Below are 18,162 nucleotides of genomic sequence, written 5' to 3' on the forward strand. Positions count from 1 at the left end.
CGCCCTCCGCAAGCCGTGCACCCGACTAGCCCGTCCACATATCGGACAATTGTGATCAAATCTGCGAATTTATTGGACAGGATGAGCCAATCCGTCCGATACGACAGGGATGGCTGCTGCTTACTCCAAACCGCCTCATCCCTCCTCCGCTGCCGCGGTGCTGGCGGAGAGCGGCGATGATGCGGCCTTCGCCACGACACTCGCCAAGGGACTCGTTGTGCTCGAGGCTTTCAAGGCGGGAAGCACGTTGCTCGGCAACATGGAGCTGTCGACGCTGACGGGCATTCCAAGACCGACGGTGGCGCGCTTGACGCACACGCTGGCCGAGCTTGGCTACCTCCGCTACGACGCCGGGCGCGCGAAGTACCAGGTCGGCGCCCGCGCCCTGCGGATGGCACATCCGCTGCTCGCCGGCATGCAGTTCCGCCAGATGGCGCGGCCCATGATGCAGGAGCTGGCGCAAAGTGTCCGCGGCACCGTCTCGATCGGCCTGCTCGACGCGACCTCGATGATCTATGTCGAGACCGCGCGCTCCGGCGATGTCGGCCCCCACGCGCCCGACATCGGCATGCCCATTCCGGTGGTGATGACCGCCATGGGGCGGGCCGCGGCAGCGACCTTGCCGGCCGCAGAGGCCGCCCGGCTTGAACGGCGTATCGCCGCCGAAGACGGCGAGCTGTGGGCCGCTTTCCAGGACAAGTACCGCGCCGGCCTCGTTCAATGTGCCAATCGCGGTTTCTGCACCTGCTGGGGCGAATATATCGGCTCGATCCATGCCGTTGCCGCACCGCTGTTTCACGCCGGCGAGGCAAAGCAGTCGTTCTCGATCAATTGCGGCATCCCTGCGTTCCGGCTCCAGCCCGGCCAGCTGGAAGGCGAGATCGGGCCGCGGATCGCAGCGCTCGCCGACAGCATCCGCGCGGTGGTCCATGCCGCCGAGCCTGCGATCGATACGCGAAGACCAAACAAGAAGAGCGCCAATCGATGACCAAAAACAACGGCGCTCCATGCCCGGGAGGCCACCATGACCGTCACGCGCCGGACATTGCTAGGAGCCGCGCTCTCATCCACCGTCCCATTCGCCGCACGGGCTGAGGACGCCTGGCCGTCACGCCTGGTACGGCTGATCTCGCCCTACGGACCCGGCGGCTCCAACGACATCTCTCTGCGCCTGCTGGCCGATGAGTTCGGCCGCAATCTGCATCAACAGTTCATCGTCGAGAACAAACCGGGCGCCGGCACGCGCATTGCCAATGATACGGTCGCCCATGCGCCCGGCGACGGCTACACCTTTCTCTACGTGGCGGCCCCCTACGCAACGGCGGAAGCGCTGTTCGGCAAGCTGACCTATGAGCGCAAGGATCTTCAACCGGTCGCCATGGCGGTTGTCGCACCGCTCTTTCTCATCATCAGCGCCGAGGCGCCGTTCAAGACGCTCCCCGAGCTGATCGCCTACGGCAAATCCAAGCCGGACGGACTGACCTTCGCCTCGCCCGGCGCCGGCTCGCAGCCGCATCTGGCGGGCGAGCTGCTGTTTCGCGATGCCGGTGTGAAGGGTCTCAACATCCCGTTCCGGGGCGATGCAGCCTCCTACACCGAGCTGCTCGCAGGCCGCGTCGATGCCACGCTGACGGCGCTGCCGACCGCACTGTCCTATATCCAGAGCGGCAAGTTCGTCGTGCTCGGCGTCGCATCCGCCGAGCGTAGCCCGCTCTATCCACGGGCGCCGACACTGCGCGAGCAGGGTTTTCCCAACGTCGCCGCCGCCGGCTGGTACGGCTTCATGGCTCCGGCGACGACGCCGCGCGCGATCATCGACAGGTTCCAGACCGAGGTCCTGCGCGCCCTTGCCGACCCTGGGATCAAGGACAAGCTGACCGCTCAGGGGCTGGAGGTTCGCGCCGCCAGCGCCGCCGAATTCGGCCAGTTCATCGACAGCGAGACGCAGAAGTGGACCAGGGTGATCCACGACGCCGGGCTCAAGGGCGAATGACTGCCAACAACAGGGAATGGAAATGAAACAACGACTTCTTGAACGCGCCGCGGCCTCGGCGCTGGCGCTGCTGATGATGATCGCGCAAGCCCACGCGCAGAAGAAATACGATCCCGGCGCCTCCGATATCGAGATCAAGGTCGGCCAGACCGTACCGCTCAGCGGTCCTGCCTCGTCCTATGCGGTGATAGGCAAGACCCAGGCCGCCTACATGAGTATGATCAACGACCAGGGTGGCGTAAACGGCCGCAAGATCCAGCTGATCCAGTACGACGATGCCTATTCACCACCGAAGACCGTGGAGCAGGTGCGAAAGCTGGTCGAAAGCGACGAGGTGCTGCTGACGTTCCAGATCATCGGCACCGCGCCGAATGTCGCCGTGCAAAAATATCTCAACGCCAAGAAGATCCCGCAGCTCTTCGCGGCCACCGGCGCGGCGCGATTCACCGATCCCAAGAACTTTCCCTGGACCATGGGCTTCAACCCATCCTATCTGGTCGAGGGACGGATCTACGCGCAGTATTTGTTGAAGAACCATCCAAACGCGAAGATCGGCGTGCTCTACCAGAACGACGACCTCGGTAAGGACTATCTCGCCGGTCTCAAGGCCGGCCTCGGCGACAAGGCGAAGATGATCGTCGCCGAGACGTCCTACGAGATCACCGAGCCGACCATCGACTCGCAGATCCTGCGGCTGAAGGATGCCGGCGCCGACGTGCTGTTCAGCGCCACGACGCCGAAGCAGGCGGCGCAGGCCATCAAGAAGGTCGCCGAGATCGGCTGGAAGCCGCTGCACATCATCGACATCAACGCGTCCTCCGTCAGCGCCGTGCTGAAGCCGGCCGGTCTCGACAACGCCAAAGGCATCGTCAGCGTCGGCTACGTCAAGGATGCTGCCGACCCGGAATGGAAGGACGATCCCGGCATGAAGCGCTATCTCGCCTTCATGACCAAGTACTATCCCGACGGCGACAAGGATTCAAACCTGAACGTCTACGGCTACATCACCGCGCAGCTCTTGGTTCAGGTGCTGAAGCAATGCGGCAATGACCTCACCCGCGAAAACGTGATGCGGCAGGCCTCCAATCTCAAGGACGTCGCACTCGACCTGACCCTGCCGGGTATCTCCGTCACAACGACGCCCACCGACTATCGCGTCATCAAGCAATTCCAGATGGTGCAGTTCGACGGTTTGCACTGGCAGAAGCTTGGGGACATCGTGTCGGACGAGGCGAAAGAGTGAGGCAAGCGGGCTTCATGCCCGGTCCGGCGCTCACTGCCCTTCGGCGCGGCGGCCGCCACTCCGGATGAGACTGTCGGACTCCTCAAGATGGCGCTGGTATTCACAGATGGCCCGGTTGGCCATCCGGATGCGGTGGGCCTGGCCTTCTTCCACCATCATGGTGATCCGCTGCGCCAGGAACACGCAGGCCTCGAACTCATCGCGGATGGCGCCGGTCCGCGCGAGAAAGTCCCAGGCGATTTCGTAAGCCTGCTCGGCGGCCGGGCTGCGGTAGTCACTGAAGATAATGTGCGCCATCACGGCCAAAGCCTGAGCGCCGCTATCGTTCCTCCGGGAGGTGAGCGCGTCGCGCCTCAAACCCACGTGTGTTCCGGCGGCAGGACTTTGCGCTAACCTGCGATAGCAAAACGGCAAACAGATTCTCGGCCGCAGGAACGCCGGGCCGCGACAGGCGGTTCTCAGCAGGTTGCAACCACTTCGCGAAGTTGCGCCCAACGAGCGGAAGACGACTGATGATCGATGCTTCTCGACCCGCCGGCAATGTGTCCATCCAGCGTCCTGGCCATGGGCAACCGGTCAATTCATCCGATCCCTATTTCATGCGGATCCGTGACGACCTCTCGGACAAGGGGTTCTTCACCGCCACCGCCGAGGAATTGATCACATGGGCCCGGACGGGATCGCTGATGTGGATGACGTTCGGTCTGGCCTGTTGCGCAGTCGAGATGATGCAGATGTCGATGCCGCGCTATGACGCCGAACGGTTCGGCTTCGCGCCCCGGGCTTCGCCGCGGCAGTCCGACGTGATCATCGTCGCTGGCACCCTGACCAACAAGATGGCCCCCGCGTTCCGCAAAATCTACGACCAGATGCCGGAGCCGCGCTACGTCATCTCGATGGGGTCCTGCGCCAACGGCGGCGGCTACTATCATTACTCCTATTCCGTCGTGCGCGGCTGCGACCGGGTCGTGCCGGTCGACATCTATGTCCCGGGCTGTCCGCCGACTGCGGAGGCGCTGCTCTACGGGGTGCTGCTACTCCAACAGAAGATCCGCCGCATCGGCACTATCGAACGATAGAGAACGACAACCGAGAATTGGGTTAATCGGATCGACATGGCGCAGATTCCTCTCCCCTCCGCGGCGGCAGCCGAGCACCCCGAATTCGACCTCGACCGCAACGACGAGACGCGGCAGATCGTCGCCGACGTCGCCTATCGCCAGCTCGCCATCGTCAACGTGGTCTTCGTCGGCTTCGAGGGCGCCGGCGACGGCAATTGGGTCCTGGTGGACGCGGGAATTCCCGGATCTGCGCGTGCCATCCGCTCCGCCGCCGGCGCACGGTTCGGCGGACATGGCCGCCCGGCCTGCATCATCATGACACATGCGCATTTCGATCATGTCGGCGCGCTGGAAACCCTGGCGAACGAGTGGGACGTACCCGTCTATTCCCATCACGCCGAGCATCCTTATCTCGACGGCACCCGATCCTATCCACCGGCCAATCCCAGCGTCGGCGGCGGACTACTGGCGCTGCTCTCGCCGCTGTTTCCGACCAGCCCGGTCAATGTCGCATCACGGCTCTACGATCTCCCCGCAGATCACAGCGTGCCGTTCATGCAGGACTGGCGGTGGATTCACACGCCCGGTCATACGCCGGGCCACGTCTCGCTGTGGCGCGAGCGCGATCGCGTGCTGATCGCCGGCGATGCGTTTATCACGACGCGGCAGGAATCGGTCTATGCGGCGGTGACGCAGACGCCGGAGATGCACGGGCCCCCGATGTACTTCACGCCGGATTGGGCAAGCGCGAAAGCCTCGGTGCGCGAACTTGCTGCACTCGCACCGGAGATCGTGATCACGGGCCACGGCGCCGCGATGCAGGGACCGGCCATGCGTAGCGCCCTCGACACCCTCGCCGAGCGGTTCGACGAGGTCGCCGTGCCTTCTCAGCAACGAGGTAGCTAGTTAAAGCACGTCGCTGCACCAGGATGTGAAAAACCACCGGCGATTCCGGGCGCCGGTGGTTGGTACAGGCGATACAATCGCGTGGAAGCTACGCTGCCTGGCGCTGGTGACTGAGGAACTCCATCGTCACCTTCTCGACATTGGAATCGATCCAGGACGCCATCCGCTGCTCCTCCTTCAAGGACGCCTCGAGCGGCTCCTTGGCTTCGGCGACGCCGGCCGCGCCGCAGAGCGCGATCAGCGACTTGTAGGCGGCGATCTCGAAGTTCTCGAAGGCGTTGTTGGCGAAGGTGTTCTTGAGGATCTCATCGCCGGCCATCGCATGCGCCATCGCCTGCATGTTGGCCATCATCGACTGCGTCGTGTCCTTCAGGCTGGAGGTGCTCTCGCCGCAGGCTTCAAGACACCTCTCCAGCCGCTTCAGCTGCTCATTGGTCTCCTGGAGGTGGGCGGCAACCTTCGCCTTCACTTCCGGGTATTCGTCCAGCCGTTCCGACTGGCGCTCCATCAACTCTCGTGCCTGCACTTCCATCGCATGCGCGTTGCGTAGTCCAACAACGAATGTATCGCGGGCTGCATTAGCCATTTTCCGGTCCTCCATCTTGACTGGCCTCGTTGCCGCAAACCGCCTCCTCCCGGTGATCGTTCCTAAGGGGACCAGATCGATTCGCCGCAGGAGTCGCGCGTGTTCCGGCGCAGGACCCGGCGCTAACCTGCGATAGCGGAACGTCAGACAGCTTCTGGGCAGCAGGAACGCCGCACGCGCCCCGCGGTTCTGCGCAGGTGCGGCCTCATCGCAAGGTTGTGCCCGTTCTGGAACGAGCACGATTGATGACTGGGTCGTCTACGAAATCTCAAGGAGCAAAGATATGCGTAAGACAGTTCTGACGATCTTCACGGCGGCGGTGCTGGCCGGAGCCTCGGTTGGCGCAGCGTTCGCGCAAGGTGCGGGCGGTGGTGGTGGTGCCGGTGGCGGTGCTGGCGCAGGTGCTGGAGCCGGTGGTGCTGGCGCCGGCGGTGCGGGCGCAGGTGCGGGTGGCGCGAGCGCAGGTGGCGCATCTGGTAACGGTGGCGCGGGCGCAGGTGGCGCAGCCGGTAGCGGCGGCGGCGGCATCACGCATGTCGAGCGCGGCGGACAAGGCGCCTCCAGCCCTCCCGGCATGCGCAACGAGATGACGCCTCCCTCCAACGGCAATGTGCGCCGTTAGCGAACGTACCAGCCGCGCTCCGTTCGCGGACGCAGCGCAAGAGCGACCCCGGCGAGATCCTCCCTCGCCGGTGCCGCTTCCACGAAAAAGTGGATGCTTACGTTACCGCTTCATTGCCGCCACATAGGCGGCAAGCTTGTCGAGCGTCTGGTAGCCGTATTCCACGGCGCCGAAGCCAATCATGCCGTCGCGCTGCTCGGTGCTCGCTGCGAGCTGCCGCATCATCAGCACGGTCTTGCCGTTGGCCTGCTCGGCAAAGGTGATGGTGAAGCGGAACATGCCGGGATCGTCGTCCTGGTCGACGCCATGATCCATCTCCATCAACGACGGCCGCTCGATGCGGCGGAAGCGCATGCGGTTCGGATACACCGTACCGTCAGGCCCGACCATGTTGAAGCGCCAGACCCCGCCGACGCGCACGTCGATTTCGAAGGTCTCGATCTTGAAGCCCTTCGGCCCAAACCAATGCGGCAGGTGTTTGGGATCGGACCACGCCTCGAACACCAGGTCGCGCGGCGCGTCGATCACGCGCGACATCACGATCTCGCGGTCCATCGACCATTGCGACAGGGCGGCATTAGCAGAATTCGTCATCGTCAGGCGCCTTTCCGTTTGCTTGTCTTGTTCGTTGCCTTATCGGCTGTTTTGGACGGTCGCTTGGCAGCCGCCCTCTCCTTCTTGAGTTTCATCACATAGGCCTCGAACCGGTCGAGGCGCGCCTCCCAGATCGCGCGCTGGTGTTGGAACCAGTCTTCGGCACTGAGGAGCGCGTCCGGACTGAGGCGGCAGGTGCGCACGCGGCCCGATTTCTCCGATTGCACGAGGCCGCTCTGCTCCAGCACGTGGATGTGCTTCATGAAGCTCGGCAGCGCCATGTCGAAGGGATCTGCGAGTTTGCCGACCGAGGCCTCGCCGGCGCACAACCGCATCACGATGGCCCGCCGCGTCGGATCGGCAAGCGCTGCGAAAACCTGATCGAGTTGGGGCAATTGGTTAGCCATGAGGCTAACTATAGAGAAGTCACGATCCGCCGTCAAGGATCGTTAGCTTATGAGCTAAGTATTTTCTACGACAGTCGATATGGAACCCAGCACGCGCAATCGTGAATTGGACGCGGCACCCACCTCGTTAAAATGTCATCCGGGGGCGCATTGCATGATCAGTCAGAGCACGTGCCCCCTGTTGTCCTCTCATCGCAAATCACTCGGCGAGCCCTCGCCCGCGCCGCGCTTGTTCCCTTTGCGGCAGCACTGGCCGTGCCGAGACGCGCCGCGGCGGATTCCGACATGATCGCGCAGATGCGCGACATCGTCGCCAGCGAGCTCGCGCCCACCGCGACGCCGGACCAGCCGGGCGGCCTCGCTGCCGCACTCTATGCCGGCCGCCATGTCGAATTCCTCAGCTACGGTTTTGCCGACGACGCCACCAAACAGCCCGTGACGCCGGACACCCTGTTCAATCTCGCCTCTCTGAGAAAACCGTTCGAGGCGACGCTGGTGGCGCTTGGCGCGCTCCGCGGCGAGCTGCGGCCCGACGATCTGCTGCCGAATTATCTGCCGGAGCTGAGCGGTGAGTATGTTCGCAAAATCACCGTCGGCGAACTCGCCACGCACACTTCGGGACTGCTGCTGCCGACCGATCATCCGCCCTGGCAGAACGATTCCTACACGCAGGCGCAATTCATCGACATGCTCAACGCCTTCGCGCCGCCCGCCGGCGTCGCACCCGGCAGGCAGCGCATCTACAGTCATGCCGGTTACGTGCTGCTGCAGCTCGTGCTCGAGCGCTGCTATCGCACGCCGATCTCAAGACTGATCGAGAGCCGTATTCTCGCGCCTCTCGGCATGCATGCCACGTCGATTCCGGAGCGCGGGTCCGACAACCGCGCGATTATGGACGAGGCTGCGCTGCGGCGCGTCGCGCAGGGCTATTCCGACCAGGGTCGTGCAATCGGCCCTGTTGGCAACCAGCAGAGCTATTTCGACTTTCCCGGCACCGGCCAGATGTTCTCGTCCGTGCGTGACCTCTCCACCTTCGCTGCGGCTTGCGTCGACGGCCGCGCCGTCGATCCGCGCTTGCGCGAGGCGCTGCGGATGACGCAGCGCGAGAGCTTTCGTACCGGCCAGAAGTTCGGACAAGCTACCTTCGGACAAGCCATGGCCTGGGAGACCGTGCACCTGCCAGATCTCACCGTCGTCGACAAGCCGGGCGGCCTCAACAACGTCTCCGGCTATATCGGCCTGGTGCCATCGAGGCGGATCGGCATCGTGCTGCTCGCCAATCGCGGCGACTATCCGCACGAGATCGCCCGCTACAAGATCCTGCCCGCACTGGCGCGGTTGCTGACCGCGCACGGCTGACAAGGAACCAAGAACGCGACTCCACGCGTCGCCCCTCAGACCGAGCGCGTCAGCCCGCCGTCGACGCGAATGTTCTGGCCGGTGATGTAGGCGGCGCCGTCGGATGCGAGGAACGCGACGGTCGCCGCGATCTCCTCGACCTTGCCGTAGCGCTTCAGCGGCACGCTGTCGCGGCGCGCGTCGGTCTGCGGCAGGCTGTCGATCCAGCCCGGCAGCACGTTGTTCATGCGGATGTTGTCGGCCGCATGGGTATCGGTGAAGATCTTGGTGAACGCCGCGAGGCCGGCGCGGAACACTGCCGAGGTCGGAAACATCGCGCTCGGCTCGAATGCCCAAGCGGTCGAGATGTTGATGATGGCACCGCCCTTCTGCGCGGCCATCACCGGCGTCACCAGACGGGTTGGACGGATGACGTTGAGCAAATACGTGTCGAGGCCGGTGTGCCATTGCTCGTCCGTGATCTCGGTGATGGCCGCGCGCGGGCCGTGTCCGGCGCTGTTGACAAGCACGTCGATCCGCCCCCATTGGGCAAGCGCGCCGTCGACCAGACGCTTCAGATCGTCACTGGAATTGTTCGAGCCGGTCACACCGAACCCGCCGAGCTCGGCCGCGAGCGCCTCCCCCTTGCCGGAGGACGACAGGATCGCGACGTGAAAGCCATCGGCTGCAAGCCGCCGCGCAGCCCCCGCGCCCATGCCGCTGCCGCCCGCGGTGACGAGTGCGACCTTCTCTGCTGCCATGATTGATATTCCCGTTGCTTCGCCGAGCAACCAGCTCGGCCTGTCACCGGACTTCTACCGCCATCCCCGCCGGCAGGTCCATGCTTGAAGCGATCACCGCATCTAGCCCCGCAGCGCGCCGGCAGCGTTCATGGTCGCGACGAAGACGACGTCATGATAGTACATCCCACCGGCGATGCCGCGGTCGTGCGCCGCCCACAGCTCGGGAAGGATTTCCACCTTCTGCCCGCCCCGTGCGTGCAGCTTCAAGAGGCCCCGGTCTTCGGCGGCAACCAGCAGCTTGCGTACCTGGGTGTGCGAGACGCCGAAACGATCGCCGATATCGCTATAGCCCACGGTCGCATGCCGCTCGTCCGCCCGCAGCGCCGCCTGGAGCAGCGCGGCAAGAATAGGATAGCCGGCCGCATGGTTCATGAACAGCAGCATATGCGGCTCGGACAGCATGAGCCGCGCACCGAGCGCCGCAAAACCTAACGACGTGCGCCGGTGCAGAACCTGAAACTCGGCGGTCGGTCGCAGCACATCCGTATAATCGTGCTCGGGATAGAGCAGCTCCAGGGGCGCATAGTGGGCCGCAAGCCAGGCTCGATCATGCGCCCGCGCCTTTTCAGTGAGGGACAGGATGCGAACCCGGCCGTCATGTGGTGAGGGAGCGGAGGCAAGATAGCCGACTTCCAGGAGCCGGCCGACGAGGTGATCGACGTGTCGCCCGCTCGCCATGCCGAGCGTGCCGAGCCATTTCTTCAACAGCCCGATGGTGAGCCAGCTCTCGCGCCGCGCAGGATCCTGCGCAGCCTCGAGCACCAGCGCCAGATGATAGAGCGAGAACCGGCCCGACTCGATCAGCAGCCGCACCAGGAACGGCTCGCCGTCATAGAGCCTCAGGAAGCAGTCGAGATAATGCCGCCGCGCCTCGCCGAGGCGGGGATGTTGCACGATGTCATCATGCCCGACTCGCGGCTGTCTCCCCAACAGCCGCGCCACCTCAGCGCCTTCCATCCGCCGCTCCCCCGTGAAATCCCACCGATATACGCAAGCTGTTGCCAAGGCCAGCACCAGCGCCTCGCCGCTCGCGCCGCGTGTAACCCCAGCCGTCAGCTCTCGCAGAAGTGGCCGGAGCAAGATGCACGCAAACTGTTTCGCACGCTGCGATCGGTTGTCTCGTAGGCTCGAGAGGTCCACGATTGTGAATCGACGCCGGGAATGAGCGCGTGTGTGGCCTATTTCATATGCAAGGCATTCCGGAGCAACCAGGCTACCGGCGTGGCTACCTGATTGCGAGCCTGACGATCGCGATCCTTCTCGTCGTCGAAATCATTGTCGTTGCCGTAGTGGCGTAGATTCTCACACTCTTATTTTTTTCATTGTTGAAAGCACCTTACATGAGCGAACTCGGAAGCAGGGCCAAGCCCTCGATTAAGCCCACGGTCAAGTTCGGGGGCAATCCTTCACAGCAAACCGAAAAATATCCGCGGCCGACGCTTGCGCTTGCGCTGCTGATGGCGGCGGTAGTTGCATGCGGCTTGCACGCACTATTCATTTCAGGACCCGCTACGCGCGTGGCTGCCGAAGAGCAGCACGAGCGGACCATTGCCGAGGAGAATCGCGAGGTCTGTGGCCGGCTCGGCATCAGTCCGGACACCGCCCAGTTCACGATCTGTAGCGGCGAACTGGCAGTCGTCCGCCGGCGACAGACCGACCGCGACGAAGCGGCCGCCATGGGCGTTCTGTAGCGCTCCTCGCAGCGATCCAATGCAGCCCCCCCGGGTCCGGACGGCCGCGTCACGTGTGCAGCGGTTTTCCGAGAAGATCATGGTCAAAGCTGCGGCGCGATGATGATTCATCTGAATCTCATCGCGCTTCGGCGCTTCTGCCCGTCAGTAGCAGCGCATGATGTTGACGGTGTGCTCGCCGCCGCCACGGCCAGGCACCGTCACCTGCTCGGTCGGGCAGCTCGATACGTAGGGACGGTCGGACGGCACAACCTTCGGCGGGAAGCGATGCGCCCAATCCCAGGGAACGTCATAGGTGTAAGTATAGCGAACGTCGCTGGTGACGGGCTGCCCGGCATCAACGAACGGCTGGCTATAGTTCGCGCCGTCGTAGAAGAACCCGCCGCCGCCCGGCCAATAGACCCAGGGATTGTTGAAGCGATTGCCGTGGCCGCGGAATCGCCCGCCCGGCGCCATCGGCGGGCGTGCGGCAGCCTGCGGCGCAGCTGCAGCCACCATGCCTTGCGGCGCGACGCCGGCCGGCCGGGCAAAACTGTCGCCGGAGCTTAGGAGCAGCGCAGCTGCGCTGAAGGAGGCGAGCAACGCCCCATATGATCTGGACATCATGATACGCACCAACTCGTTTGGCTTCGCGAATAGCGGCTCCCCACCGCACGCTAGGCCGCCCTGTGACCCACCCGCAAACGTATAATTAATTATTAGTTAAGGCAGAGACTTGACGAGGAACGGGGTGCGGCACAAGGCCCGAAATTCTCCTCGGACTTCAGCCACTTCCTCGCCGGGAACGCCGCTTCATAACCTCTTGATCGGAGTTGATTGCACTGCAACCAATAGGTCCGGAACGCTCCCCCATTGCGGTCGTTGGCCCCGGCAAGAAGCAAGGAGCATCTCGCATGCAGAACACGTCAAAACTTCTCGGCCTGATCACGGCATCTCTCGTTGCGGGCACCACGGCCGCTTCGGCGCAAGGCTATGACTGGAACGGCCCTCGCGTGGGCTCGGACCGCACCGCGCCCGCCTACGAACCGGTTCAACCGCGAGCGTACTATCCTGACGTTGCGGGTCCGTACGCCTTGTACAACGGCACCAACCATCCGACGCCGAGCTCGACGCAGGGCGATGTGGGACCTGAGGGCAATAACAACGGCACGCTGACCGGCGGCTATCGCTGGTAAAGCCGGCGCGGCATGTCTTGGCGAGACCCGCGGCTTGATCTAGCCGCGGGTCTCGTCTTTTGCGGGCTGCGCTTCGGCAATCGCAGAAGCACCGCCCGCCTCCCCGTCACTTCTGCATGCCGATCCCCTCTTGTAACAAAACCGTCATGCAGCAAAACTAAACGATTGCCGGGGCCGCGGTTCGGCGGCCAAGCCGCCTCACCGCTAGGAGATTTTGATGCGACGTTCACTGGTGTTGCTGTCAGCCGGGCTGACAGTGCTGTCCACCGGACTTTTCAGCGACCTTGCCTGCGCCGAGAACAACACGCCCCGCAACCTGATCCTGTTCATTCCCGACGGGCTGCGCGCGCTGAAAATCACCCCCGACACCGCACCGGCCATGGCCGAGGTCCGCGATAAGGGCGTCAACTTCAAGAACTCGCATTCGCTGTTCCCGACTTTCACCATGGCCAACGGCTCGGCGATGTCGACCGGTCACTACCTCGGCGACACCGGCGTGTTCTCCAACACGATCTGGACCAACTACACGTCGGCGCCCGCCGGAGACACCGTGGTCCCCTTCATCGAGAACGACGCCGTGCTCGGTGACATCGACGAGCATTTCAAGGGCGACTATCTCAACGAAGAGACCATCTTGAAGATGGCCCGCGATAAGGGCCTGAGCACGGCAACGATCGGCAAGGTCGGCCCGGCCTACCAGTTCGACCACACCGATCATCCGGACAAGCCCGGCCAGCACTCGGTCGTGATCGACGATTCCACCGGCGGCAAGAATGGCGTGGCGCTCTCGGACGAGATGAAGGATGCGCTGACCAAGGCGGGCCTCCCCCTCGCGACGCCATCGCGCGGCGACAATGCCAAGGCGGGCGACGCTAAGACGCCCGGTACGACGGTCGCCAATGTGGCGCAGCAGGCCTATTTCGCCGACGTCGCCACCAAGGTGGTGCTGCCGATGTTCAAGGCGCGCAACAAGCCGTTCGTGCTGGTGTTCTGGTCGCGCGATCCCGACGGCACCCAGCACAACCAGGGCGACAGCCTCAACCAGATCCTGCCGGGCATCAACGGCCCGAGCACGATGGCGAGCATCAAGAACGTCGACAACAATCTCGCCCAGATCCGCAAGGCGCTGGACGAGCTCGGCCTCGCCGCCAACACCAACATCATGATCCAGGCGGACCACGGCTTCTCGACCATCTCCAAGGAGAGCAAGACCAGCCCGTCGGCCAAGGTCGGCTATGACGACACGCCAAAGGACTTCCTGCCGATGGGCTTCGTGGCGCTCGATCTGGCCAAGGCGCTCGACCTGCCGCTGTTCGACCCCAACGACAAGAACGCGAAGGTCGAGGGTAACAAGCATCCGAAGGCCGGCAACGGCGTGCTCGGCAAGAATCCGGAGAAGCCCGACCTCGTCGTCGCCACCAACGGCGGTTCTGACCTGATCTACCTGCCAAACAAGGACAAGAAGCTGGCCGTCAGGACGATCAAGGCGCTGATGGAGCAGGACTACGTCTCGGGCCTGTTCGTCGACGACTCCCTCGGCCGCATTCCCGGCACCCTGCCGCTGTCGGGCATCAACCTGCGCGGCAAGGCGGCGACGCCGACCCCGGCGATCGTCGTGAACTTCCGCTCCTATGCCAGCGAATGTGGCGAGGCGCCGACCAACTGCTCGGTGCAGGTGGCCGACACCGTGCTGCGCCAGGGCCAGGGCATGCATGGCAGCTTCAGCCGCGGCGACACCTACAACTTCATGGCCGCGATCGGGCCGGACTTCAAAGCCGGCTATGTCGACGAACTGCCCGTGAGCAATGCCGACGTCGGCATGACCGCGGCCCGGCTTCTCGGTCTGCACGGCGCGCACAATGGCGGTCTGGTCGGCCGGGTGATGTCGGAGGCCCTGCCCAACGGCATCGTGCCGAAGGCGTTCAAGACGGTCGAGAAGTCGAAGCCGTCCGAGAACGGGCTGCAGACCGTGCTCAACCTGCAGCGCGTCGGCAGTCAGCGCTATTTCGACGCCGCCGGTTTCCCCGGCCGCACGCTGGGCCTCGAGCCGGAGGCCGGCAAACAAAAAACGGCGGGGAAATAACCCCGCCGTTTCGTCGCATCCTCGAAGGGGCGCGAGAAATCACATGCCGATGTCGAAGACATTCGGCAATTGACCCGCCAGAGGCAGCGCGGTGGCGCCCAGGAAGGTCGCCACCATCGCCATCAGGCGACGGTTGTTCTGGCGCTTGCCGCGCATCTGGCCGGCGATCCACTCCAGCATCTCGCTGTTGACCTTGGAGGCATAGGACGGCGCCCAGCTCTCGATGTCGGTCTCCTGCGCCAGCGCGACGCTGCGCGGCGGCACCTTCAGACCCGAGGCGCTCGCGGCGTAATGAGCGACGGCCTTGGTCAGCAAATCGTCGAACCGGCCGCCATCGGCGCGCTCGGTCGCGGCTTCGTTGATCTCGAACAGCGCCTCGGCCTCGGCGCGGCTGACCGGCTGGTCGTTGACGGCTGTGGCGGTCAGGATGCGGGCGCACCAGGCGGCGTCATCGGCGTCGATGGAGCGGGAAAAGTGTACCCGGCCCCTGGTGGTCGGGCCTTCACCCGTGATCACGCCGTCGCGCACGATGGAGAGCGCATGGGCCGCGGTATCGCGGCAAGACGGTTCGAGGGACGATGACTCAACGGACTTCAGCAGTGCGGCAGACATAGTTCACTTCCAGATTTCTTCTGATCGCCAGCATTTTCATGCCGGCGTAAAGGGGTGGTTAACGATTCGATATGGGGATCGCGAGTTTTCTCAATGGTTGCCGATTAGTCGCTGCGAAGACCATTTCGGTTCCGGAGAGCGTCGGGCAGGCGTGATGCGGGTCATAAAAGGCATTATCGGGGCAATCGGGACCGTGAAGTCCCGGTGGAGACGTTTCGCCGCCCGCGCCGCCGTAACAAAAACGTGCTCGGAAGTCGGCCCTTCAGAGGAGGAATTCACATTTTACTTCAAGCAGTTCAGTTGCCGTTCACTTGAGGCCGCGAAGTGCCTATACTAGACCTGACGGCCAGACAATAATTCGCAAGCGAATTCAATGTGATGAGGTCAAACCATGACACTTCCGATCGGCGCCACCGCCCCCGACTTCGAAGCCGAGACCACTGAAGGGAAGATCAAGTTCCATGACTGGATCGGCAACAGCTGGGCTCTCCTGTTTTCGCACCCGAAAGACTTCACGCCGGTTTGCACGACCGAGCTCGGCGCTCTCGCCAAGTTGAAGCCGGAGTTCGACAAGCGCGGTGTCAAGCTGATGGGCCTCTCTGTCGATCCGGTCGACCGTCATGCCAAATGGTCCGAAGACATCAAGGAGACGCAGGGCGCGGCCCCGAACTACCCGATGATCGGCGACACCGATTACAACGTCTCGAAGCTGTACGGCATGCTGCCGGCCGCGGTTTCAGGTGATCCCCTCGTTCGCACGGCCGCGGACAACCAGACCGTCCGCAACGTGTTCATCATCGGGCCGGACAAGAAGATCAAGCTGGTGCTGGTCTATCCGATGACCACGGGGCGGAACTTCCAGGAAATCCTGCGCGTCATCGACTCGCTCCAGCTCACGGCCAAGCATCGCGTCGCGACGCCTTCCGACTGGAAGCCGGGTGAGGACGTCATCATCGCGGGCTCGGTTTCCAATGACGAGGCCAAGACGATCTACCCGCAGGGTTGGAAAGAGCCGAAGCCCTATATCCGGATCGTACCACAGCCGAAATAGCCAACTGTCATTCCGGGGCGGTCCACAGGACCGAACCCGGAATCTCGATATCGCCCGGGTGCGCAATTGCGCACCTGAGGCCTGGTCGTTCGGACCGGCCCGGGATGACGACCTTGGACTACGCCGCCTGCACGCGGTCGAGGAAGCTGTCGACCTCGGCCTTCAGGTGCAGGCTCTCACCTGAGAGCGCCTGGGCGGAGGCGAACATCCGGCTCGACGTTTCGCCGGTCTCGCCCGCGCCCTCGGCCGCCTGACGGACATTGACGACGACGTCGGAGGTGCCGGAGGCCGCAGCACGAACGCTGGCCGCGATGTTGTGGGTGGCTGTCCGCTGCTGCTCGACCGCAGCCGAGATCGAGCTCGCAATGCCGCTGATGCGCTCGATGGTCTGGCTGATCGCCTTGATGGCGGCGACCGATTCCTCGGTGGCCAGCTGCATGCTCTCGATCTGGTTCGATATCTCGTCGGTCGCCTTGGCGGTCTGACCGGCGAGCGTCTTGACCTCCTGGGCCACGACGGCGAAGCCGCGCCCTGCGTCGCCGGCGCGTGCGGCCTCGATGGTGGCGTTCAGCGCCAGCAAATTGGTCTGCTCAGCGATCGAGGTGATCAACTTGACGACGTCGCCGATGCGCGCGCCGGCTTCGGAGAGCTGTGCGATGCGCTGGTCGGTGGCCTCCGCCTGCTGCACCGCCTCGGCGGAGATCGCGTTGGATTCCTGCACGCGGCGGGTGATCTCGGAGATCGACTGCGACAACTCTTCGGAGGCTGCCGCCGCCGAACGGACGTGGTCGGAAGCCTGCTCGGACGCACCGGCCGATTTCGCCGACAGGTCGGCAGTGGAGCGCGCCGTATCGGTCAGTTGCCGCGCCACGCGCTCGAACTCGCCGGAGGAATGCAGCACCTTGTCGAGGATGACGCCGACACTGCCGCGGAACTCGTCGACGAAGTTGCGCAAATCGGCTTTGCGTTGTTCGACGGCTGCGGCCGCAGCTGCGGCCTGCTCGCTGCGCAGGCGCGCCCGGTCCAGCGAATTGCTCTTGAATACCGCCACCGTGCGGGCGATCTCGCCAATCTCGTCGGCGCGGTCCTCGCAGTCGATCGCGACGTCGCTCTCGCCGTTGGCAAGTGCCGTCAACGAATGTGTGACCGAGGTGAGCGGCCGGGTAACGCGGCGGACGACCAGCATGGTGAGCACCAGGACCAGCAAGGCGGCGACGCCGGCCGCGACCGCCATGCTCGACATCGCCTGGGTCAGCATGCTCTCATACTGCGCCATCGGATTGCCGACATAGAGGATGCCCACGACCTTACCGGCGGCATCCGCGATCGGGAAATAGGCGATCATGAAGGACTTGCCGAACAGCGTCGCCGGGCCCTTGTAAGCTTCGCCACGCCGCAGCACGGCTTGGGCCGGATGGTCGGCGGCAAGCTGGGTGCCGACGGCGCGGTCGCCGTTTTCTTTCTTGAGGTTGGTCGAGCGGCGGACGAACTGTCCGCTCGCATCGTCGAACACGAACAGGGTCGCGCTTCCTCCGACATAGGTCGTCACGCGGTCGACGATGGCGTGATCCCTGAAATCCGGCATCTTGGCGATCTCGGCGCGAGCCACCGTGCCATCCCGCATCGTGATCCTGGCGTCAGGAACGATCTCGGCGAAGGCCAACGCCAGCGTGCGCAGATTGACCTCGATGTCGCGTAGCGCGCGCTCGTTGAAAGCCGAGGTGAGCGACCAATAGCCGGCGCCGACCACCAGGGCAGTGTTCATCCCAATCAGCAGGACCGCGCAGAGGACGGCCTTGGTCCCCAGCTTGATCTGCGGCACCAATTTCGTCGTTAGTAGTGTGGTCATAAATAGACTGCTCCTGGAATTCCTGCATATTCATGCAATCCGCTTACGACCCCATTAACGCTGGTTCACAGCCCCTGCGCGGGGCGCTTTCCTAATCGTAAACGAGGATATTCCCTGATCCCGCCAAGCCCCCCGCCCGTCATCGTCT

General features: G+C 64.0%; 20 protein-coding genes. 11 read left to right on the top strand and 9 right to left on the bottom strand.

What is annotated here, in order from left to right; all coding sequences use genetic code 11:
- Positions 1–109 precede the first annotated feature (109 nt).
- Genes IF809_RS19380 through IF809_RS19390 form a run of 3 tightly spaced genes read left to right on the top strand, consistent with a single transcriptional unit; the run spans position 110 to position 3,236 of the window.
- Positions 110–988 (top strand): IclR family transcriptional regulator, encoded by an 879-nt coding sequence (locus tag IF809_RS19380; RefSeq protein ID WP_453997288.1) that lies wholly within the window; start codon positions 110–112, stop codon positions 986–988.
- Positions 989–1,024: 36 nt separating this feature from the next.
- Positions 1,025–1,993 carry a Bug family tripartite tricarboxylate transporter substrate binding protein gene (locus IF809_RS19385; RefSeq protein WP_462838222.1) on the top strand — a complete coding sequence of 323 codons (969 nt, stop codon included), beginning with the start codon at positions 1,025–1,027 and terminating at the stop codon, positions 1,991–1,993.
- 22 nt (positions 1,994–2,015) lie between these two features.
- A complete protein-coding gene (locus IF809_RS19390; protein WP_453983425.1) occupies positions 2,016–3,236 on the top strand; it encodes an ABC transporter substrate-binding protein in 1,221 nt (406 codons plus the stop codon).
- A gap of 30 nt (positions 3,237–3,266) precedes the next feature.
- Here IF809_RS19390 and IF809_RS19395 read toward each other — a convergent pair whose 3' ends face one another.
- Positions 3,267–3,533 carry a hypothetical protein gene (locus tag IF809_RS19395; RefSeq protein WP_453983424.1) on the bottom strand — a complete coding sequence of 89 codons (267 nt, stop codon included), beginning with the start codon at positions 3,531–3,533 and terminating at the stop codon, positions 3,267–3,269.
- Between the two features lie 215 nt (positions 3,534–3,748).
- Between IF809_RS19395 and IF809_RS19400 the strand changes: the two genes are divergently transcribed.
- Entirely contained in the window at positions 3,749–4,315 is a 567-nt protein-coding gene (locus IF809_RS19400; RefSeq protein WP_453983423.1) for a NuoB/complex I 20 kDa subunit family protein, read from the top strand.
- A 36-nt stretch (positions 4,316–4,351) separates the two neighbouring features.
- The gene (locus tag IF809_RS19405) at positions 4,352–5,203 is read left to right on the top strand and encodes an MBL fold metallo-hydrolase (RefSeq protein WP_453983422.1); all 852 of its coding nucleotides are present in this window, start codon (positions 4,352–4,354) and stop codon (positions 5,201–5,203) included.
- An 88-nt stretch (positions 5,204–5,291) separates the two neighbouring features.
- Here the strand turns inward: IF809_RS19405 and IF809_RS19410 are convergent, their stop codons facing one another.
- Positions 5,292–5,789, bottom strand: a complete 498-nt coding sequence (locus tag IF809_RS19410) for a ferritin-like domain-containing protein (RefSeq protein WP_128966763.1) — start codon at positions 5,787–5,789, stop codon at positions 5,292–5,294.
- Between the two features lie 283 nt (positions 5,790–6,072).
- On the opposite strand from IF809_RS19410, the gene IF809_RS19415 reads away from it, so the two are divergent.
- Positions 6,073–6,411 carry a hypothetical protein gene (locus tag IF809_RS19415; protein WP_128966764.1) on the top strand — a complete coding sequence of 113 codons (339 nt, stop codon included), beginning with the start codon at positions 6,073–6,075 and terminating at the stop codon, positions 6,409–6,411.
- Between the two features lie 102 nt (positions 6,412–6,513).
- Here the strand turns inward: IF809_RS19415 and IF809_RS19420 are convergent, their stop codons facing one another.
- Both IF809_RS19420 and IF809_RS19425 read right to left on the bottom strand, forming a co-directional pair.
- A complete protein-coding gene (locus IF809_RS19420; RefSeq protein ID WP_453983421.1) occupies positions 6,514–7,005 on the bottom strand; it encodes an SRPBCC family protein in 492 nt (163 codons plus the stop codon).
- 2 nt (positions 7,006–7,007) lie between these two features.
- Positions 7,008–7,412, bottom strand: coding sequence for an ArsR/SmtB family transcription factor (locus tag IF809_RS19425; RefSeq protein WP_462838223.1), 405 nt, complete (start codon positions 7,410–7,412; stop codon positions 7,008–7,010).
- Positions 7,413–7,667: 255 nt separating this feature from the next.
- Here IF809_RS19425 and IF809_RS19430 point away from each other — a divergent pair, with 255 nt between their 5' ends.
- Entirely contained in the window at positions 7,668–8,771 is a 1,104-nt protein-coding gene (locus IF809_RS19430; protein ID WP_462838224.1) for a serine hydrolase, read from the top strand.
- 35 nt (positions 8,772–8,806) lie between these two features.
- On the opposite strand, the gene IF809_RS19435 is transcribed toward IF809_RS19430, so the two are convergent.
- Both IF809_RS19435 and IF809_RS19440 read right to left on the bottom strand, forming a co-directional pair.
- Complete coding sequence (locus IF809_RS19435) at positions 8,807–9,511, bottom strand: SDR family oxidoreductase (RefSeq protein WP_462838225.1); 705 nt, start codon at positions 9,509–9,511, stop codon at positions 8,807–8,809.
- A gap of 102 nt (positions 9,512–9,613) precedes the next feature.
- Positions 9,614–10,447, bottom strand: a complete 834-nt coding sequence (locus IF809_RS19440) for a hypothetical protein (protein ID WP_453983418.1) — start codon at positions 10,445–10,447, stop codon at positions 9,614–9,616.
- 446 nt (positions 10,448–10,893) lie between these two features.
- Between IF809_RS19440 and IF809_RS19445 the strand changes: the two genes are divergently transcribed.
- Positions 10,894–11,244: a hypothetical protein gene (locus tag IF809_RS19445; RefSeq protein ID WP_462838226.1), complete on the top strand. Its 351-nt coding sequence runs from the start codon at positions 10,894–10,896 to the stop codon at positions 11,242–11,244.
- A gap of 144 nt (positions 11,245–11,388) precedes the next feature.
- Here IF809_RS19445 and IF809_RS19450 read toward each other — a convergent pair whose 3' ends face one another.
- Positions 11,389–11,850: a hypothetical protein gene (locus IF809_RS19450; RefSeq protein ID WP_462838227.1), complete on the bottom strand. Its 462-nt coding sequence runs from the start codon at positions 11,848–11,850 to the stop codon at positions 11,389–11,391.
- Between the two features lie 287 nt (positions 11,851–12,137).
- Between IF809_RS19450 and IF809_RS19455 the strand changes: the two genes are divergently transcribed.
- A complete protein-coding gene (locus IF809_RS19455) occupies positions 12,138–12,419 on the top strand; it encodes a hypothetical protein (protein WP_453983415.1) in 282 nt (93 codons plus the stop codon).
- Between the two features lie 217 nt (positions 12,420–12,636).
- A complete protein-coding gene (locus tag IF809_RS19460) occupies positions 12,637–14,502 on the top strand; it encodes an alkaline phosphatase family protein (protein ID WP_453997265.1) in 1,866 nt (621 codons plus the stop codon).
- 39 nt (positions 14,503–14,541) lie between these two features.
- Here the strand turns inward: IF809_RS19460 and IF809_RS19465 are convergent, their stop codons facing one another.
- A complete protein-coding gene (locus IF809_RS19465) occupies positions 14,542–15,114 on the bottom strand; it encodes a hypothetical protein (RefSeq protein ID WP_164938738.1) in 573 nt (190 codons plus the stop codon).
- A gap of 391 nt (positions 15,115–15,505) precedes the next feature.
- Between IF809_RS19465 and IF809_RS19470 the strand changes: the two genes are divergently transcribed.
- A complete protein-coding gene (locus IF809_RS19470) occupies positions 15,506–16,165 on the top strand; it encodes a peroxiredoxin (protein WP_128966773.1) in 660 nt (219 codons plus the stop codon).
- A gap of 118 nt (positions 16,166–16,283) precedes the next feature.
- Here IF809_RS19470 and IF809_RS19475 read toward each other — a convergent pair whose 3' ends face one another.
- The gene (locus IF809_RS19475) at positions 16,284–18,014 is read right to left on the bottom strand and encodes a methyl-accepting chemotaxis protein (RefSeq protein ID WP_462838228.1); all 1,731 of its coding nucleotides are present in this window, start codon (positions 18,012–18,014) and stop codon (positions 16,284–16,286) included.
- Between the last annotated feature and the right edge of the window lie 148 nt (positions 18,015–18,162).

It is taken from the genome of Bradyrhizobium sp. UFLA06-24, from assembly GCF_054967145.1.

Excerpts from the sequence above, each read along its gene's own strand:
- IF809_RS19380 (WP_453997288.1), top strand. The coding sequence starts at position 110 with ATGGCTGCTGCTTACTCCAAACCGCCTCATCCCTCCTCCGCTGCCGCG.
- IF809_RS19385 (WP_462838222.1), top strand. The coding sequence starts at position 1,025 with ATGACCGTCACGCGCCGGACATTGCTAGGAGCCGCGCTCTCATCCACC.
- IF809_RS19390 (WP_453983425.1), top strand. The coding sequence starts at position 2,016 with ATGAAACAACGACTTCTTGAACGCGCCGCGGCCTCGGCGCTGGCGCTG.
- IF809_RS19395 (WP_453983424.1), bottom strand. The coding sequence starts at position 3,533 with ATGGCGCACATTATCTTCAGTGACTACCGCAGCCCGGCCGCCGAGCAG.
- IF809_RS19400 (WP_453983423.1), top strand. The coding sequence starts at position 3,749 with ATGATCGATGCTTCTCGACCCGCCGGCAATGTGTCCATCCAGCGTCCT.
- IF809_RS19405 (WP_453983422.1), top strand. The coding sequence starts at position 4,352 with ATGGCGCAGATTCCTCTCCCCTCCGCGGCGGCAGCCGAGCACCCCGAA.
- IF809_RS19410 (WP_128966763.1), bottom strand. The coding sequence starts at position 5,789 with ATGGCTAATGCAGCCCGCGATACATTCGTTGTTGGACTACGCAACGCG.
- IF809_RS19415 (WP_128966764.1), top strand. The coding sequence starts at position 6,073 with ATGCGTAAGACAGTTCTGACGATCTTCACGGCGGCGGTGCTGGCCGGA.
- IF809_RS19420 (WP_453983421.1), bottom strand. The coding sequence starts at position 7,005 with ATGACGAATTCTGCTAATGCCGCCCTGTCGCAATGGTCGATGGACCGC.
- IF809_RS19425 (WP_462838223.1), bottom strand. The coding sequence starts at position 7,412 with ATGGCTAACCAATTGCCCCAACTCGATCAGGTTTTCGCAGCGCTTGCC.
- IF809_RS19435 (WP_462838225.1), bottom strand. The coding sequence starts at position 9,511 with ATGGCAGCAGAGAAGGTCGCACTCGTCACCGCGGGCGGCAGCGGCATG.
- IF809_RS19445 (WP_462838226.1), top strand. The coding sequence starts at position 10,894 with ATGAGCGAACTCGGAAGCAGGGCCAAGCCCTCGATTAAGCCCACGGTC.
- IF809_RS19450 (WP_462838227.1), bottom strand. The coding sequence starts at position 11,850 with ATGATGTCCAGATCATATGGGGCGTTGCTCGCCTCCTTCAGCGCAGCT.
- IF809_RS19455 (WP_453983415.1), top strand. The coding sequence starts at position 12,138 with ATGCAGAACACGTCAAAACTTCTCGGCCTGATCACGGCATCTCTCGTT.
- IF809_RS19460 (WP_453997265.1), top strand. The coding sequence starts at position 12,637 with ATGCGACGTTCACTGGTGTTGCTGTCAGCCGGGCTGACAGTGCTGTCC.
- IF809_RS19465 (WP_164938738.1), bottom strand. The coding sequence starts at position 15,114 with ATGTCTGCCGCACTGCTGAAGTCCGTTGAGTCATCGTCCCTCGAACCG.
- IF809_RS19470 (WP_128966773.1), top strand. The coding sequence starts at position 15,506 with ATGACACTTCCGATCGGCGCCACCGCCCCCGACTTCGAAGCCGAGACC.
- IF809_RS19475 (WP_462838228.1), bottom strand. The coding sequence starts at position 18,014 with ATGACCACACTACTAACGACGAAATTGGTGCCGCAGATCAAGCTGGGG.